General features: G+C 74.0%; 17 protein-coding genes. 7 read left to right on the forward strand and 10 right to left on the reverse strand.

Annotation, left to right across the window (positions count from 1 at the left end; translation table 11 throughout):
- Positions 1-28: 28 nt before the first annotated feature.
- The 5 genes from QSK20_RS20590 to QSK20_RS20610 form a co-directional block, all read right to left on the reverse strand.
- On the reverse strand, positions 29-694 hold the full coding sequence (locus QSK20_RS20590) for a hypothetical protein (RefSeq protein WP_285790222.1): 666 nt from the start codon (positions 692-694) through the stop codon (positions 29-31).
- Positions 691-3,375, reverse strand: coding sequence for an FtsK/SpoIIIE domain-containing protein (locus tag QSK20_RS20595; RefSeq protein WP_285790223.1), 2,685 nt, complete (start codon positions 3,373-3,375; stop codon positions 691-693). The genes QSK20_RS20590 and QSK20_RS20595 overlap by 4 nt, the downstream gene beginning before the upstream one ends.
- Positions 3,368-4,372 carry a hypothetical protein gene (locus QSK20_RS20600; RefSeq protein ID WP_285790224.1) on the reverse strand — a complete coding sequence of 335 codons (1,005 nt, stop codon included), beginning with the start codon at positions 4,370-4,372 and terminating at the stop codon, positions 3,368-3,370. The genes QSK20_RS20595 and QSK20_RS20600 overlap by 8 nt, the downstream gene beginning before the upstream one ends.
- A gap of 4 nt (positions 4,373-4,376) precedes the next feature.
- Entirely contained in the window at positions 4,377-4,637 is a 261-nt protein-coding gene (locus QSK20_RS20605; protein WP_091462511.1) for a hypothetical protein, read from the reverse strand.
- 180 nt (positions 4,638-4,817) lie between these two features.
- Complete coding sequence (locus QSK20_RS20610) at positions 4,818-5,258, reverse strand: PIN domain-containing protein (RefSeq protein WP_285790225.1); 441 nt, start codon at positions 5,256-5,258, stop codon at positions 4,818-4,820.
- 93 nt (positions 5,259-5,351) lie between these two features.
- Here QSK20_RS20610 and QSK20_RS20615 point away from each other — a divergent pair, with 93 nt between their 5' ends.
- Genes QSK20_RS20615 through QSK20_RS20625 form a run of 3 tightly spaced genes read left to right on the forward strand, consistent with a single transcriptional unit; the run spans position 5,352 to position 8,444 of the window.
- Positions 5,352-7,907: an ATP-dependent Clp protease ATP-binding subunit gene (locus tag QSK20_RS20615; RefSeq protein WP_285790226.1), complete on the forward strand. Its 2,556-nt coding sequence runs from the start codon at positions 5,352-5,354 to the stop codon at positions 7,905-7,907.
- Between the two features lie 25 nt (positions 7,908-7,932).
- The gene (locus QSK20_RS20620) at positions 7,933-8,094 is read left to right on the forward strand and encodes a hypothetical protein (RefSeq protein WP_285790227.1); all 162 of its coding nucleotides are present in this window, start codon (positions 7,933-7,935) and stop codon (positions 8,092-8,094) included.
- The gene (locus QSK20_RS20625; RefSeq protein ID WP_285790246.1) at positions 8,094-8,444 is read left to right on the forward strand and encodes a DUF3140 domain-containing protein; all 351 of its coding nucleotides are present in this window, start codon (positions 8,094-8,096) and stop codon (positions 8,442-8,444) included. Before QSK20_RS20620 ends, QSK20_RS20625 begins: the two co-directional genes overlap by 1 nt.
- A 55-nt stretch (positions 8,445-8,499) precedes the next feature.
- Here the strand turns inward: QSK20_RS20625 and QSK20_RS20630 are convergent, their stop codons facing one another.
- The 3 genes from QSK20_RS20630 to QSK20_RS20640 form a co-directional block, all read right to left on the reverse strand.
- Positions 8,500-8,736, reverse strand: coding sequence for a hypothetical protein (locus QSK20_RS20630; RefSeq protein WP_285790228.1), 237 nt, complete (start codon positions 8,734-8,736; stop codon positions 8,500-8,502).
- Positions 8,737-8,828: 92 nt separating this feature from the next.
- Positions 8,829-9,800 carry a LysR family transcriptional regulator gene (locus QSK20_RS20635; protein ID WP_285790229.1) on the reverse strand — a complete coding sequence of 324 codons (972 nt, stop codon included), beginning with the start codon at positions 9,798-9,800 and terminating at the stop codon, positions 8,829-8,831.
- Between the two features lie 94 nt (positions 9,801-9,894).
- A complete protein-coding gene (locus QSK20_RS20640; RefSeq protein WP_285790230.1) occupies positions 9,895-10,497 on the reverse strand; it encodes a hemerythrin domain-containing protein in 603 nt (200 codons plus the stop codon).
- Between the two features lie 186 nt (positions 10,498-10,683).
- On the opposite strand from QSK20_RS20640, the gene QSK20_RS20645 reads away from it, so the two are divergent.
- Both QSK20_RS20645 and QSK20_RS20650 read left to right on the forward strand, forming a co-directional pair.
- Positions 10,684-12,009 carry a M20/M25/M40 family metallo-hydrolase gene (locus tag QSK20_RS20645; RefSeq protein ID WP_285790231.1) on the forward strand — a complete coding sequence of 442 codons (1,326 nt, stop codon included), beginning with the start codon at positions 10,684-10,686 and terminating at the stop codon, positions 12,007-12,009.
- A 69-nt stretch (positions 12,010-12,078) separates the two neighbouring features.
- Entirely contained in the window at positions 12,079-12,738 is a 660-nt protein-coding gene (locus QSK20_RS20650) for a hypothetical protein (protein ID WP_088984701.1), read from the forward strand.
- Between the two features lie 55 nt (positions 12,739-12,793).
- Here the strand turns inward: QSK20_RS20650 and QSK20_RS20655 are convergent, their stop codons facing one another.
- A complete protein-coding gene (locus tag QSK20_RS20655) occupies positions 12,794-12,985 on the reverse strand; it encodes a DUF5703 family protein (RefSeq protein ID WP_088984700.1) in 192 nt (63 codons plus the stop codon).
- 135 nt (positions 12,986-13,120) lie between these two features.
- Positions 13,121-14,092, reverse strand: coding sequence for an aldo/keto reductase (locus tag QSK20_RS20660; RefSeq protein WP_285790232.1), 972 nt, complete (start codon positions 14,090-14,092; stop codon positions 13,121-13,123).
- A 184-nt stretch (positions 14,093-14,276) separates the two neighbouring features.
- Here QSK20_RS20660 and QSK20_RS20665 point away from each other — a divergent pair, with 184 nt between their 5' ends.
- The gene (locus QSK20_RS20665; protein WP_285790233.1) at positions 14,277-15,329 is read left to right on the forward strand and encodes an LLM class F420-dependent oxidoreductase; all 1,053 of its coding nucleotides are present in this window, start codon (positions 14,277-14,279) and stop codon (positions 15,327-15,329) included.
- Entirely contained in the window at positions 15,326-16,162 is an 837-nt protein-coding gene (locus tag QSK20_RS20670; RefSeq protein WP_285790234.1) for an undecaprenyl-diphosphate phosphatase, read from the forward strand. Before QSK20_RS20665 ends, QSK20_RS20670 begins: the two co-directional genes overlap by 4 nt.
- The last annotated feature ends 131 nt before the right edge of the window (positions 16,163-16,293 follow it).

Consider the following 16,293-nt stretch of genomic DNA (forward strand, 5'->3'; position numbering starts at 1 on the left):
TGCTCCCCGCGCGCGTGCGGCGGAGCCGTCAGCGGGGGATCGCGAGCAGGAGCACGGTGGTGACCAGGCCGGCGGCGATCACGATCGTCATCGGGCGGGGGCCGAGCAGGGCGTGCCGCCGGTCGGCGAGCAGCTTCGCCGGCCCCAGCCCGATCAGCGGCCCGAGCAGCGAGACCACCAACGCGATCACCGGCATCCCCACCGCGAGGTCGCCGCCGTACCGCTCACCCAGCGCCCGCGCGCCGGTCGCCACCGCGTACGCGACCACCGCGCCGAACACCCCGCAGAGCGCCAGCAGCGGGTTCACCGACCCGGGCAGGTCACCCGGCTGCCGGGTGCGGTCCAGCACCTCGCGCGTCCGCTCCAGCAGCATCACCGGGTCGCCCGAGGCGCCCCGTGCCGGCCCCGGCGGGTCACCCAGGCGGCGGGCCCCGGCGCCCAGCCGGCCGCGCAGCACCTGCCACAGGTGGGCCGCCTCGGCGTCCACCCGCTCGACCAGCTCGGTCGCCTCGGCGACCTCCGCCTCGGCCCGCCGGACCTGCTCGGTGGCCTCCCGTACGGCCTGTTCGGCGGCGGCGCACTGCCGCTCATGCCAGGCCACCGCCTCGGCGCGTTGCGTCGCCGCCCGCGCGGTCAGCTCCGCCAGGCGACGGAGGTGGGCGGCGTACGACTCACTGGTGACCGGCTCGTTCATCGGGGGAGTCCATAGGGGATGATCGTCTGCCCGGTGCGGTGCACCGCCCGGTCGAAGAAGAGTCCCCGCCACGGGCGCGGGTACCAGTCCGGGCCACCGGTGCCCGGGTAGAGCGACGAGCCCAGCTCCCCGCCCTGCACGTCCAGGGCCACCCACGCGCCGATCTGGTCGGTCCGTGACGCCGGCCCGCCCAGGTCGTTGCGCATCCGGGCCACGCCCCGCCACCAGGCGAGCACGTGGGTACGCCGCTCCGGCCCGTCGTGCAGGATCTGCCGCAGGTGCTCCAGCCCGGTCCGCCGGCCGACCCGCGCGCCCAGCCGGCCCGCCGCCGCGTCGACCGCGTAGAGCAGCAGGTAGTGCGGGGTGGCCGGGGTGCCCGGCGCGGCCAGCGCGTCGGCCGTCTCGGCCACCAGTTCCGGCACGGTCTCCTCGTCGTACCAGGCGGCGTCGTCGGCGAGGTCGGAGTAGAGGGCACGGGCGGCGTGGTCGGCGTCCGGGTCGAGACAGGCGATGGAGAACCGGGCCGAGCCGGGCTCGTGCTGGCGGGCCAGCGACCGCCCGACCGCGTCGAGCACCGCGCACGCCTCGTCGACCCGGGTGCCGAGCACCGCCAGGTTGCGGCCGGGCGCCCGTGGCAGCCGCAGCGTCGCCGACCGGGCCTGCACGTCGATGATCTCCCCGAGCAGGGCGACCGGGCCACGTGGTCCGCCCGGCTGCCGGGTGGGCGTCAGGGCCCGGTAGTCGGGCGCGTCGGCGAGCTGCGGAATCGCGTCGCCGTCGAAGAGGCGGGCCGGGGCGGCGTCCGGCGGGCGCATCCGCCACAGCCGGTGCTGGAGTTCGCTCCAGGTCTCCCACTCGCTGGCCGACGGGATCCGGGCCACCTCGTTCCCCTCCACCATGCCGGACTCCGCGTTGATCACCGCGTGGTGCCGGGGCAGGGACTGGGCGGCGTCGTTGCGCTCGGCGAGGATCCGGAGCGCCTTCGGCAGCGCGATCCGGAGGGTGAACTGGGCGACCAGCGCCGGACGCCCCCACAACGCCTCGATGCCGCGTACGTCCTGCGAGGCGAGCACCAGGTGGATGCCCTGCGACCGGCCCCGCCGGGCCAGGTCCTCCAGCAGGTCGGCGGCCTCCCGGGCGACCACGTCCCGGCCGGCGAGCAGCATCTGGAACTCGTCGACCACCGCCACGATCCGGGGCCAGTGTCCCTTCGGGTCCACCGCCCGCAGTTCGGAGAGCTTGGTGACCTCGTGCTGTTTGGCCGCGTCGGCCCGGCGACGCAGCTCCTCGGCGAGGAAGCGCAGCAGGGCCAGCCCGAACTCCCGGTCGGTGTTGACGTTGATCCCGACCAGCCGCATGTGCGGCAGCCAGCTCGGGTCCCGCCGCCCCTGGGCGAACCGGGCGAAGGACACCCCCTCCTTGAAGTCGAGCAGGTAGAACTCCAGCTCGGACGGGGAGTAGCGGGAGGCCAGCGCGCCGATCCAGGCGAAGATCAGGTTGGTCTTGCCGGTGCCGGAGGGACCGCCGATCAGGGCGTGCGGCGGGTAGTCGCCGAGAGTCAGCAGCACCGGGCGGCCACTGGGCCCCTCGCCGATCGGCGCGACCAGCGCGGTCGACGAGTCCTCCGTCCACATCTGCTCCGGCGGCGGAAGCAGTTCGGTGAACGGGGTGGGGGCCGGACCGGCGGCGACCGTGCCGGCCACCTGCCGGCAGGTCTCGGTGACCAGCGTCGCCGGGGGCGGGGGGTCGAGGCGTACCGGCAGACCGGCCGGGCCGCCGATGCGCACGTCGCCGGGGGAGACCAGGACCCGTTGCACGGTCGGCTCGTCCGGCAGCGGAATGCCCCGGACCACCAGGTGCACCCCGCAGGCCGCGCCGGTGCGGACCACCCGGTCGAGCTGGCTGCGCTCGTGCCGGGAGAGTTCGTCCCCGCCGAGCAGCACGGCCACCCGCCACGGCTCCGGCCGCCGCCCGGTGGCCGTGGCCAGCTCCCGCAGCGAGGAGTGCTCACCGGCCAGCACGGTCTCGTTGATCCGGCGGATCTGCTCCACCAGGTCGTCGAGCAGTCTGGCGAGCCCACCGGGGCCGACGAAGGTGAGCAGTCCGGCGGTGCCGAGCGGGGCGAACCCGGCCAGACCGCCGCCGAGGTGCTCCGGGTCGTACCCGATCAACCGGACCGTGCCCGGCTCGGCCCGGCCGATGCTGCGCAGCAGCAGCGCCGAGACCACCGCGTCGCCTCCGGGGTGGTGGCCGCCGGTGAGGTGGACGTGTCCGGCGTCCAGCAAGGGCACCAGCGCCGGCACCGGCTCCGCGCCGGCGATCCGGACGGTGCCGATCCGGACCGCGCCGGGCGGTTCGGCCCGGCCGGCCGGGGTGGGCGTCCAGCGTGTCCAGTCGGCCGACGCCGCGCCCGGGGCCTCCCGCTCGGCGGCGGCGGCGGCCCGTCGGGCCAGCTCCTCGATCCGCGCGGTGTACCGGGAGTCGATCTCGGCGAGTCGGCGGTCCCGTTCGGCGCCGACCCGCTGCGGCACCGTCGCGGCGGCCCGCCGCACCCGGGCCAGCCGCTCCTGCCCGCTCTCCCACTCGGTCCGCGCGGCGGTCAGTCGGCCCCGGGCCGAGCCCAACGCCTCGGAGAGCATTCCCCGGACCCGCCCCACCAACTGGGCCCGACGGTCAGCCATGCGGACCGGCCCTGCCGGGTGTGGGGTCGGTCGTCGCCCGCGGCGCGCCCGTGGCCCGGTCGGCGTGGAAGGACGTACCGGCGGCCGGGGGCGGCCCGCCTGCGGCGCGGTCGGACCCGGACGGCGCCCGCTGGTCGTCGGGGCGTTCCGGCGGCAGGTCCCGGCCGAGCCGGGCCAGCAGCAGGCCGGTCACCACTCCGGCGGTCACCGCCGGGTCGGCCGGGTGCGGCTGCTCGTCGTCGGAGCGCTGCCGGGGCGGGGGCATCCGGCAGACCCGGGTCAGCACGGTCTCCAGCACCGGTGGCGGCAGGCCGGGCAGCAGGTCGCGCACCCGACCGTCCAGCTCGTTGCGCAGTTTCGGCAGGTCCGGAGCCTTGGGTGGATGTCCCAGCAGCTCCCCGGCCAGCTCCCGCAGCAGCGGCGGGGTCACCGTCGCCAGGCCCAGCCCGACATCGGCGTGCGCGCGGCGCAACTCGGTGTGCAGTCGGCTCCGGTCGCCGGCCTTCACCCCGCCGACCACCCGGCGCAGCAGTTCCCGGGCGTCGGCGATCTGTTCGTCCGGGCCGGTCGGCTCGCCCTCCGACCCGCCGGTCAGCTCCGCCACCCGCACCGCCCACCAGCGACGGACCGCCGGGGCCGGCTCCGGTTCGCCACGCCCGTCGCCGCCACCCGGGCCTGGGGCGTCCCGGGGCGCGTCGTGCGCCGGCTGACGGGGCTGCGGCCGCCCGGCCGGGGCGCCGTCCGCGCCGAGCCCGATGGCGGCCAGGTAACTGGCGAGCTGTTCCTGTGCCACCCGCAGGGCGTGCCCGGCGGACTCGGCGTGCTCGACGGCGGCGGACAGTTCCGGCACCCCCATCGGGTTCGACGACTCCTGCCGCACCCAGCGCAGCCGCTCGGTGGCCAGGGCGAACTTCTCCAGCGCCTGGGTCAGCGGGGCCAGCGGCAGTTCGTCGGAGGCAGCGCGGACCTGGGCTCCGACGTCCTCGATGATCGACATGGGCTCAGAGCGTCGAGACGTAGAGCTGCGCCTGCTCCACCGCGACCAGTGTCGCGGCGAGACACTCCTCCAGCTCCTGGCTGGCCTGGGTCAGCGACGCCTGGGCGGCCTCGACGGTCTCGTGCCCGCTGCCCTCCAGCGCACCGGCCAGGGTCTGCTGGGCCTCGGCCAGCTTCTCGCCGGCCGCCTGCACCGCTGTCTGCCCTTCACCGATCTGCTGAAGTGCGACATCGATGGCGGCCTTGAGCTCGGCGACGCTCGCCACGGCGAAACCTCCTGGGGGCGGGGAGGACTCCATTAGAGCCTATTCCGGTGTGGGAGAGAACATCCGCCCTGTGGGTGTTACCGCCCCGCTGTCCGCTTGCCGTTCCGGCCTGGGCGGCGGCACCGGCCGGGTCCGGGCACCGGGATCGCCGTGCCGGAAACCGGGACCGGGCTACCGGGGTCACGAGCGCCGGGTCGGATCCGGCACCGTCGGCGCGGCGGGCTCCCGCCCCGGCGTGTCGCGTTCGCCGCGCAGCCAGCGCGGCCCGTACACCTCTGCGCCGAGCGCCCGGACGCGTTCCCGCAGCGTCCGGTCCGCGGTCACCACCAGCCGCCGCCGTCCGGTCTCGGCTCCCACCAGCTCGACGATCGCGTCGTCACCGGAGCCGGTGGCGGCGACCACCCGTACCCCCTCGGTGGCCGGGACGTCCCGCGCGGCTCCCTCCACCACCAGCACCACCTCGGCCGGCGCCGGCAGCTCCGGTGGTACGCCCCGACCGCCGACCGGCACCAGCCGGTCCCGCAGCCGGGTGGTCGCGCCGACCCGGTCCCGCCACCAGCCGTCGGGACGGCTCCCGACGACGTTGGCGGCGTCCACGATCAGCAGCGGGGTCGTCTCCATGTCCCCACCCTGCCATCCGGACGCGTTTGTCGGGGCCACCCTCGGGTAGCCCTGCGTGTCGATCCTGTCGCCGCCGAACCGGGAGGACTGCTCATGTGGGGACCCGCTGACTTCGGCGCCGACCCGTGGGACGAGTTCCTGGCCCGCTACTTCGGCCGGGGGGAGGGCGGTGGCCGCCCCGCGCACCGGGTCGACATCACCCGCCTGATGACCGCCGACGCGCGGGAGTTGCTGGCCGACGCGGCCCGCCGGGCGGCGCAGCGGCGCAGCAACGACCTGGACACCGACCACCTGCTCTGGGCGGCCCTGCAACGCCAGGCGCTGCGCGAGCTGGTGAGCCGGGCCGGTGCGGAACCGGACACGCTGCTCAACGCGCTCGGCGGTCGGGGCGACGGGGCACCCGGCGGCGAGGTGCCGCCGAACCTCTCGCTCACCCCGGCGGCCAAGCGGGCGCTGCTCGACGCCCACCAGCTCGCCCGGGCGATCGGGGCGAACTACATCGGCCCCGAACACATCCTGATGGCCCTGCCGCTGAACCCGGAGTCGCCGGCCGGGCGGATGCTGGCGGCCGGGCGGATCCAACCGGAGTCCCTGCAGGCGGCGGGGGCGGAGCGGGGACCGATGACGGGAGCGCGACCGGACCGGGGCACACCCACCCTGGACCAGTACGGTCAGGACCTGACCGATCTCGCCAAGGCCGACCGGATCGACCCGGTGATCGGCCGCAGCGACGAGATCGAACAGGCCGTGGAGATCCTCTCCCGCCGTACCAAGAACAATCCGGTGCTGATCGGCGAGGCCGGGGTCGGCAAGACCGCGATCGTCGAGGGGCTGGCGGAGCGGATCTGCGACGGCGACGTGCCGCAGACGTTGCTCGGCAAGCGGGTGATCCAGCTCGACCTGGCCGGGCTGGTGGCCGGCACCCGCTACCGGGGTGACTTCGAGGAACGGCTGAAGAAGGTGGTCGACGAGATCCGCGCCCACCGGGACGAGCTGATCATCTTCCTGGACGAGATCCACACCCTGGTCGGGGCCGGCGGGGCCGGCAGCGAGGGGGGCATGGACGCGTCCAACATGCTCAAGCCCGCCCTCGCGCGGGGCGAGCTGCGGGTGATCGGCGCGACCACGCTGGACGAGTACCGGCGCAGCATCGAGAAGGACGCCGCGCTGGCCCGACGCTTCCAGCCGGTGCTCGTGCCGGAGCCCACCGTGGAGGACACCGTCGCCATCCTGCGTGGCCTGCGCGACCGGTACGAGGCCCACCACCAGGTGCGGTTCACCGACGAGTCACTGGTCGCCGCCGCCGAACTCGCCGACCGGTACGTCACCGACCGCTACCTGCCCGACAAGGCGATCGACCTGATCGACCAGGCCGGCGCGCGGGTGCGGCTGCGGACCCGGACCCCGGCGGCGGACGTGCGGGAGCTGGAACGCCAGCTCGACGAGGTACGCCGGGACAAGGAGCAGGCCGTCGCCGACGAGCAGTACGAGCGCGCCTCGGCGTTGCGGGACCGGCTGCACGAGGTCGAGGAGCAGATCCGGGTGGCCAAGGGGGAGACCGAGGCCCCGCAGGTGCCCCAGGTCGGGCCGGCGGAGATCGCCGAGGTGGTCTCCCGGGCCACCGGCATCCCGGTCAGCCAGCTCACCGAGGAGGAACGGGACCGGCTGCTGCGCCTGGAGGGTCACCTGCACGAGCGGGTGGTCGGCCAGGAGGACGCGGTGAACGCCGTCGCCGAGGCGGTCCGCCGCTCCCGGACCGGGCTGGCCGACCCGGACCGTCCGATGGGCAGCTTCCTCTTCCTCGGTCCTACCGGCGTCGGCAAGACCGAGCTGGGTCGGGCCCTGGCGGAGGCGCTCTTCGGCGACGCCGACCGGATGGTCCGGCTGGACATGAGCGAGTTCCAGGAACGGCACATGGTCAGCCGGCTGGTCGGCGCGCCCCCCGGCTACGTCGGGTACGAGGAGGCGGGCCAGCTCACCGAGGCCGTCCGGCGTCGCCCGTACGCGGTGGTGCTGCTGGACGAGATCGAGAAGGCGCACCCGGACGTGTTCAACATCCTGCTCCAGGTGCTCGACGACGGCCGGCTCACCGACAGCCAGGGCCGGACGGTGAACTTCCGCAACACCGTGCTGATCATGACCAGCAACCTCGGTTCGGAGCTGATCACCGGGGCCAGCCGCAGCGTCGGCTTCGGGGCCGGGGAGCCCGGCACCGCCCAGGAGACCGACGAGCTGCGGGACCGGCTGATGCGTCGACTCCAGGAGAACTTCCGTCCCGAGTTCCTCAACCGGATCGACGAGGTTATCATCTTCCGCCGGCTGGAGTCCGCGCAGCTGCGGCAGATCACCGGCCTGCTGCTGGAGGAGACCCGCCGCCGGCTGCACGCGCAGGACATCACCGTCGAGGTCAGCGAGGCGGGCGTCGACTGGCTGGCCGAGCACGGGTACCAGCCGGAGTTCGGGGCGCGTCCGCTGCGCCGGACGATCCAGCGTGAGCTGGACAACCGGCTGTCCCGGATGTTGCTGGAGGGTGAGATCTCGCCCGGCCAGCGGGTCACCGTGAACGTCCGCGACGACGCGCTCGCCTTCGACGTCGCCGCCGGTGAGCGCGGCGGGCACCAGCCGGCGACGACGACCCATCCCCGTTGACCGTCCCGACGATCGGAGGCCGCCGGTGAGCGAGGTCGAGGAGAGCCCGGACGACGTGGAGCGGACCGAACCCATCAAGGCCCCGCCGACGGCGAACCCGGCCCGGGTCCAGGTGCCGCCGGAAGGGCCCGGGGCCCTGACCGACGACGTACGGCCGGCTGAGCCCGGACCCGGAGAGGAGGCGTGATGGTACGCGAGGCGAGAGTCGACGCGGACGTGGAACTGCTCTGGGAGGAGTTCCACGAGCGGGTGAACATGCCCTCGGAACAGTTGCGGCAGTGGCTGCTCACCCGCGGCTCGGGGGAGGAGTCGTTCGGCCCGAACCCCGACCTGGACCTGCCCGAACCGGGCCGGCACATCCTCGCGGTGCTCCGTAAGCGCAAGGTGGACCTCACCGGCGGGGACATCCGGATCATGCAGGACGCCGTGGACCGGATCGACGACCTGACGGCGCGGAAGCCGTCCGGTGGCAACGCCGACGACGGATGGCGGCACGCCCTGCTCGACCTGGGACACGATCCGCTCGTGGAACGCTGAGGCGGGCAGCCCGGCCCGGAGGCTCACTCCGGTTCGGTGCCGCCCGGCGCCGGGCTCAACCCGGTTCGATGCTGCCCACCGTCAGGCCGAGCGTGTCCACCGCGGCCTGCCGGTCGGCGCGGGCGCGTTCCTCGCGGCTGAGCAGGGTGGCGTACTCGGCGACGTGCTCCGGACCGGGGGTCGCCGGCAGGGTACGCAGGAAGGACTCCAGGTCACGGGCGGCGACGGTGTGCGCGGCGGCGGCCCGGCGGGCGGTCTCCCGGTCGTCGCCGGGACGGTCGGTGTCGGTCATGTCCACCCCGTACCCGTTTGCCGGGACTTCGCACCCCCTGGTCCGGACGGGTCGGCCGCCCGCCCCCCGACGGCCCGACCGGGCCCGCCGGCTCACACCGGGGTGCGCCGCCGCGCGCCGAACTCGGGATGGTCCAACAGCCACTCCAGGTACGCCGGGTGCGGCGCGAGGGAGTCGGTGTACGCCGCCATCGCCGTCGCCAGCACCCCGTCGGCGAACCGGGCCGCCGGAGACTCCGGGTGCCAGCCGAGCAGCAGGCGCCAGCGCAGCGGGTTGCCGGCCAGCCGCCGGGTGACCAGGCCGGGCACCGGCCGGAAGGTGGCCTGGCACAGCGCCACCGCCACGCCCGCCTCGACCAGGTCCATGCAGACGCGGATGTCCGTCTCGTACACCTTGCGGGGGGTGAAGCCGGACCGTGCGCACGCGGCGGCGAAGCAGTCGCCGAAGCAGCCGTCGCCGGGCGCGGCCACCCACTGCTCGTGCCGCAGCTCCTCCAGCGGGACCTCGTCGCCGTCGGCCAGCTCGTGGGACTCGGGCAGCAGCACGAAGACCGGGTCGACGGCCACCTCCCGCCAGCTCAACCCGAACTCCGCCGACGGGGCGGCGTCGCCGCAGACCCCGGTCAGCACGTAGTCCAGCCGGCCGTTGAAGACCAGCTGGGACAGTTCGTCGACCGACCACGAGGCGTAGGTGCTGATCGGCGCGGAGGGCTGCTCGGCGGCGATGCGGTGCACCAGTCGACCCAGGATCGGGCTGTTCACGCCGCCGAACCGGTACCGGCTCAACGCGTCCCCGGCGCTGGCCAGCCGGGCCGCCTCGTCCTGGAGGCCCTTCATCGCCGGCAGCAGCACCCGGGCGCGGGCGAGCACCAGCTCGCCCAACGCCGTCGGCCGCGCGCCGCGCCGGTCGCGGTCGAACAGCGCACCACCGAGCGCCCGTTCGATCCGCTGGAGCTGCGCGGTGAGCGCCGGTTGTGCCAGTCCGAGGGTCGAGGCCGCCTTCGTCACGCTGCCGGTCTCCGCGATCGCGCAGACCACCCTGAGGTGTCGCAACTCCAGGTTCATGACGTGACGGTATGACCGAGTCGGGACTTCCGGAAGACCTTTCGTGTTTCGAAGAGTTCCGATGGGTGGCGGGGAGGTGACAGTGGGCTCAAGGTCATTTCCGATCGAGGTCGGCCGGATACGTCCGGCGGCCGGTGACCGCGTCGCGGATCTTGTCGACCACGCCCACCGCCGGCTCGACGATCCGGTTCCACGGTGGCGTGGTCGGCGTCCCGGGGTGCGGACGGGTCGGGGCCGCCTCCTCGGCGATGGCGAACCGGTTGCCGAGCCGGATCAGCTCCTCCTCGGTGGCCGCCCCGCGCAGCCGGTGAAGGGCCGGTTCCACCGCTGCCACGTGCTGCCGCCAGCTGCGGTGGACCGCGGCGACGTGCTCCGGGTCGGCCGCCTGGACGGCCCGTCGCAGCGCGGTGTCGGTCTCGACGTCCCGGTCGGCCAGCTCCGCGCCGTCGGGCAGCGCGTCGCGCAGCGCCGGGTAGAGGTACTGCTCCTCGCCGGAGAGGTGCCGGGAGACCTGGGCGGCGAACACATCGGCCACCGCCCGCCGGCGGTCGGCTTCGGTGGCCGGGTCGGCCAGCTCCTCGACCAGCGCGGTGAGCCGCCGGTGCTCCTCGCCGACGACGTCGACCACGCTCCGGCCGCCGGGACGGTACCCCTCCTCACCCTCGGCGGGCGGCAACGGCGGCAGCGAAACGCTCATGGGGGTGCCTCCTCGGCGGAACGGACCCGACCGGCGGCCCTGCGTCGGGCGGTGCGGACGTCTGCGGCGGTACCCGACCGGCCGGCGGCCGAAACCGGCCGTGGCGGACACCCGGTCGCAGGTGGAGCGTCCAGGTCCGGTCCCGGTGACGGTTAGGCTCCCGGAGGTATCCACGGAAGGAATCCGATGACCCACCCCGTACCCGCCGTGCCCGACCCCACCGACGAGGTCGTCGACCTCTGCCGCGACCTGCTGCGCATCGACACCACCAACACCGGCGACAACGCCACCAGCGCCGGGGAGCGGCAGGCGGCGGAGTACGTCGCGGAGAAACTGGCCGAGGTCGGCGTCGACTCCACCCTGCTGGAGTCCGCCCCCGGTCGGGCCAACCTGGTCGCCCGGATCCCCGGCGCCGACCCGGGACGGGGCGCCCTGCTGGTGCACGGCCACCTCGACGTCGTCCCCGCCGACGCCGACGAGTGGTCGGTGCACCCCTTCTCCGGCGAGATCCGCGACGGGTACCTGTGGGGGCGCGGCGCGATCGACATGAAGGACTTCGACGCGATGGTGCTCGCCGTGGTCCGGCACTGGCAGCGCACCGGGGTCCGGCCGCCCCGCGACATCGTGCTCTGCTACACCGCCGACGAGGAGGCGGGCAGCGACTACGGGGCGCACTTCCTCGCCGAGCGCCACCGGGAGCTCTTCGACGGCTGCACCGAGGCGGTCGGCGAGGTCGGCGGCTTCTCCTACACCGTCGACGACGCCACCCGGCTCTATCTCATCGAGACCGCCGAGAAGGGCATCGACTGGCTCCGGCTGCACGCCAAGGGGCGTCCCGGGCACGGCTCGTTCGTGCACGACGACAACGCCGTCACCGCGCTCGCCGAGGCGGTCGCCCGGATCGGCCGGCACCGTTTCCCGCTGACCATCACCCCCACCGTCCGGGCCTTCCTGGAGGCGGTCTCCGAGGTGCTCGACGTCGAGCTCGACCCGGACGACCCGGAGACCGCGATCGCCCGGCTGGGTCCGATCGCCAACATCATCGGCGCCACCGTCCGCAGCACCGCCAACCCGACCCGGCTGGCCGCCGGCTACAAGGACAACGTGATCCCCGGCCGGGCCACCGCCACCATCGACTGCCGCAGCCTGCCCGGCCAGTCCGAGATGCTGGAACAGCAGCTGCGCGAGCTGGTCGGTCCGGGCATCGACATCGAGTACGTCCAGCGCCAGCCCGCCCTGGAGACCACCTTCGACGGGGCGCTGGTGGAGGCGATGTCCGCCGCGCTGCGTGCCGAGGACCCGGGTGCCCGGCCGGTGCCGTACATGCTCTCCGGCGGCACCGACGCCAAGGCGTTCGCCCAGCTCGGCATCCGCTGCTTCGGGTTCGCACCGCTCCGGCTCCCGCCCGACCTGAATTTCTCCGCGCTCTTCCACGGCATCGACGAGCGGGTTCCGGTGGACGGACTACAGTTCGGCGTGCGGGTTCTCGACCGGTTCCTCCGCACCTGCTGACCGGCGCCGCGCCGCGACGCGCCTCCGGTACGGCTTCTTCCCCCCCCATCGCGAAAGGGACTTCCTCACATGACCGACCAGCACGCTGAGCTGGACGCTGCCCTCGAGCGGGTGATCGACGCGGCCCGCCGGCACCTGGCCGCGGTACGCGCCGCGCAGGGCCGGGTCGACGACGACGACGTCTGGCAGGCGTACGTCGAGTTGAACAACGCCTCCTTCGCCTACGACGAGCAACTCCTCGACGCCTTCGGCGAGGTCACTCCGTGGGACGTGGAGTCGATCGACCCGAACGAGGCCGACGCGCACTTCGGCCCGGGCGGCGAGGGCGCCGAGCCCACCGACCCGCACCCGCAGGTGATCTCCGTACGCCAGCGCCGCGACTACCGGGTGCCGAGCGTGTCGGCGCTGATCCGCGCCGCCGAGGCGGCCCGCCGGGAGGGCACCCCGGCCGAGGACGAGCCGGCCCCGGTCGAGGGCGTCGGCGAGGCGGTGCTGGAACTGCTGCAGAGCGGCGACGGTTCGCTCAGCGCGCTGGACGTCCCCGAGCTGGAGCCGCTCGACGGGGTCGTGATGGTCAGCGAGGTGAACACCCCGGTCGACCTGGAGTCGTTCGACGACGACGATCCGGTCGGCCCGTTCCAGCCGGCCGCCGACGACCGCCTGGTCGGCCGGCTCGACGAGCACCCCTTCCTCGACCTCGACGAGGACGAGCTGGGGCACACGCACTGACCGCCGGCGGGGGACACCGGCCCGGCCCGGTGTCCCCCGGTCGGGGTCGCCGTCGTCAGTAGGACAGGCCCGGCTGCGGCTGGTTGACCCGGCGGCGGCGCAGCACCACCTGTCGGGTGCCGTCCCGGTACAGCCGTACCCGGGCCAGCTCCCAGCCGGCGTACTCGGCCTGGATCGCCAGCTGCACCGCGGCGGTCACCCGGTCGACGTTCGGCGGTAGCCGCAGCGGTGCGTACTCGTAGTCCATGGGGCCTATGCTGCCCAGCCCGGCGACGTGACGCCACCCCCGCCGGGAGACCTGCGCCACCCCGGCCGGGTTCCGCCGCCCATGTCCCGTTCCCGGGACCGGGCTCGCCCCTGGTCGCGGGCCGGCCACACTCCGTCAGCCGTCGCGTTCCGGATACCCGACCTCCACCGCCGAGACATCGTCCAGGGCGGTGGTGATCTCCTCCGGCAGGGTGATCCGCTCCACCTGCAACGCGCCCTGGAGCTGTCCCACCGTCCGGGCGCCGAGGATCGGGGCGGCCACGCCGGGACGGTCCCGCACCCAGGCCAGGGCCACCTCCAGCGGTGACACGCCGAGACCGCCGGCGGCGATCACCACCGCTTCCACGATGCTGGAGCAGCGCGGCTCCAGGTAGGTGGCGACGAACGGGCCGAAGTGCGCCGAGGTGGCCCGTGAGTCGGCGGGACGGCCGTGCCGGTACTTGCCGGTGAGCACCCCCCGGCCCAGCGGCGACCAGGGCAGCACCCCGAGGCCCATGGCCGCGCACGCCGGCAGCACCTCCCGCTCGACCCCCCGCTCCAGCAGCGAGTACTCGACCTGCGCGGCGACCACCGGCACGCGGCCGGGATAGGCCGCCTGCCAGGCGGCGGCCCGGGCGGTCTGCCAGCCGGAGAAGTTCGACACCCCCACGTACCGGACCCGGCCGCTGGTGACCGCGTGGTCGAGGGCCGACAGGGTCTCCTCCAGGGGGGTCTCCGGGTCGTATCCGTGCACCTGCCACAGGTCGACGTAATCGGTGCCGAGCCGGCGCAGCGAGGCGTCCAGGGTCCGCAGCAGGTGCCCCCGGGAGCCGTCCCGGCGACGCCGGGTGCCCGGTCGCAGCCCCGCCTTGGTCGCGATGAGCAGGTCGTCGCGGGGCACGAGGGTGCCCAGCAGCGAGCCGATCACCGACTCGGCGTCCCCGTCCCCGTAGACGTCGGCGGTGTCGACCAGGTTGCCGCCCGCGTCGAGGTAGCTCTTCAGCTGGGCGGCCGCGTCGTCGGCGTCGGTGTCCCGACCCCAGGTCATGGTGCCGAGCGCGAGCCGGGAAACCGCCAGCCCGCTTCGGCCGAGCGGTCGCTGTTGCATGAGTGAACCTTATTTGCATCCGGGGCCCGACCGATATCCTCGCCTCCGTCAACTCTCCGACCATCCGGCCGTCCCCGCGGAGCGGTCCGGCCGGCCCCACCGGAGTGGAGTGAGGCGGTGGTGGGTCCCGCCGTCGGCATTGCGTAACCTGATGCGACTCGTGGTGCGGGATGGGGGAGGACCAGTGCGACTCGGGCTCAGCCTCGGATACCAGACGGCGTGGAGCACGCCAGCCGACCATCTGGCTCTGGCGCAGGAGGCGGACCGGCTCGGCTTCTCGGTGGTGTGGACGGCGGAGGCCTACGGCTCCGACTCGCCGAGCATGCTGGCGTGGATCGCCGGGCAGACCGAACGGATCGACGTGGGCAGCGCGGTGATGCAGATCCCGGCGCGGACCCCGGCGGCGACCGCGATGACCGCCGCCACCGTCGACGCGCTCTCCGGCGGCCGGTTCCGGCTCGGGCTCGGCGTCTCCGGCCCGCAGGTCTCCGAGGGCTGGCACGGCGTCCGCTTCGCCAAGCCGCTCGCCCGCACCCGCGAGTACGTCGACATCGTCAAGCTCGCCATCGCGCGTAAGGAGGTCGCCTACGCCGGCGAGCACTACACACTCCCGCTGCCCGACGGCCCCGGCAAGGCGCTCCGGCTCGGCTTCCGTCCGCCGCGCGAGCACATACCGATCTACCTCGCCGCGGTGGGCCCGAAGAACCTGGAACTGGCCGGGGAGATCGCCGACGGCTGGCTGGCCGTCTTCTACGCGCCCGAGTTCGCCGAGGAGCAGCTCGCCGCCGTCCGCGCCGGTCGGGCGAAGGCGGGCAAGGAACTGGGCGGCTTCGACGTCGTACCGTCGGTGCCGGTGGTGATCGGCGACGACGTCGCCGCCTGCGCCGAGCTGGTCCGCCTGTACGCCGCGCTCTACGTCGGCGGCATGGGCAGCCGCCAGCAGAACTTCTACAACCAGCTCGCCACCCGGATGGGCTACGGCGACGCGGCCCGCGAAGTGCAGGACCTCTACCTCGCCAAGCGGCAGCGGGACGCCGCCGCCGCGGTGCCGATGGAGTTCATCGACCGCACCTCGCTGCTCGGACCGAAGGAGCGCATCGCCGAGCGGATGCGCGAGTACGCCGCCGCCGGCGTCACCACGCTGTCGCTGACCCTCTTCGTCGCCGACCGGGAGAGCGGAGTGCAGACCCTGCGTACCTGCGCCGAGGCCCTGGAGCTCGCGGGAGTGGGCGAGTGAGCTGGATCGAGGCGATCGTCCTCGGCATCGTCCAGGGACTCACCGAGTTCCTCCCGGTCAGCTCGTCCGGTCACATGCGGATCACGTCCGCGATCTTCTTCGAGCGGGACGCCGGCGCGTCGTTCACCGCGGTCACCCAGCTCGGCACCGAGGCGGCGGTGCTGCTCTACTTCGCCAAGGACATCTGGCGGATCACCAAGGTCTGGCTGATCGGCATCCGGGACAAGTCGGTCCGCTCCAGCCTCGACTACCGGATGGGCTGGTACGTGATCGTCGGGTCGATCCCGATCGGCGCCTTCGGTTTCCTGTTCAAGGACCAGATCCAGACCGCCGCCCGCAACCTGTGGCTGGTCGCCACCACGCTGATCGTCTTCGCGTTCGTGCTCGCCTTCGCCGAGTACTGGGGTCGGCAGACCCGCACCCTGGAGAACTTCCGGATGAAGGACGGCGTCGTCATGGGCCTCGCCCAGGCGATGGCGCTGATCCCGGGGGTGTCCCGGTCCGGTGGCACGCTCACCGCCGGCCTCTTCCTCAACCTGACCCGGGAGGCGGCGGCCCGCTACTCGTTCCTGCTGGCCATTCCGGCGGTGGTGATGTCCGGTGTGTTCAGCCTGGGTGACGTCTTCGCGCCGGCCGCGCCGGGCACGTCGGTGCCCAGCGTGGCCCAGATGGTGGTGGCGACCGTGATCGCATTCGCCATCGGCTACGCGGCGATCGCCTGGCTGCTCCGCTACGTCGCGCACCACACCCTGTACGTCTTCGTCCTCTACCGGGTCGCGCTCGGCACCCTCGTGCTGGCGCTGCTGATGACCGGCACCATCTCGGCCACCTGAGGACCGGACACGCGTGTGGGCCGGCACCCCGGGTTCGGGGTGCCGGCCCACAACGTCTGAGGTCAGCTGTTCCAGTGCTCGGCGACCAGGTCAGCGGCCTGCTTCTCCCACTGGGCGTAGTGGTCCGGGTA

Origin of the sequence: Micromonospora sp. NBRC 101691 (assembly GCF_030269285.1) — a bacterium.
Lineage (GTDB): Bacteria > Actinomycetota > Actinomycetes > Mycobacteriales > Micromonosporaceae > Micromonospora > Micromonospora echinospora.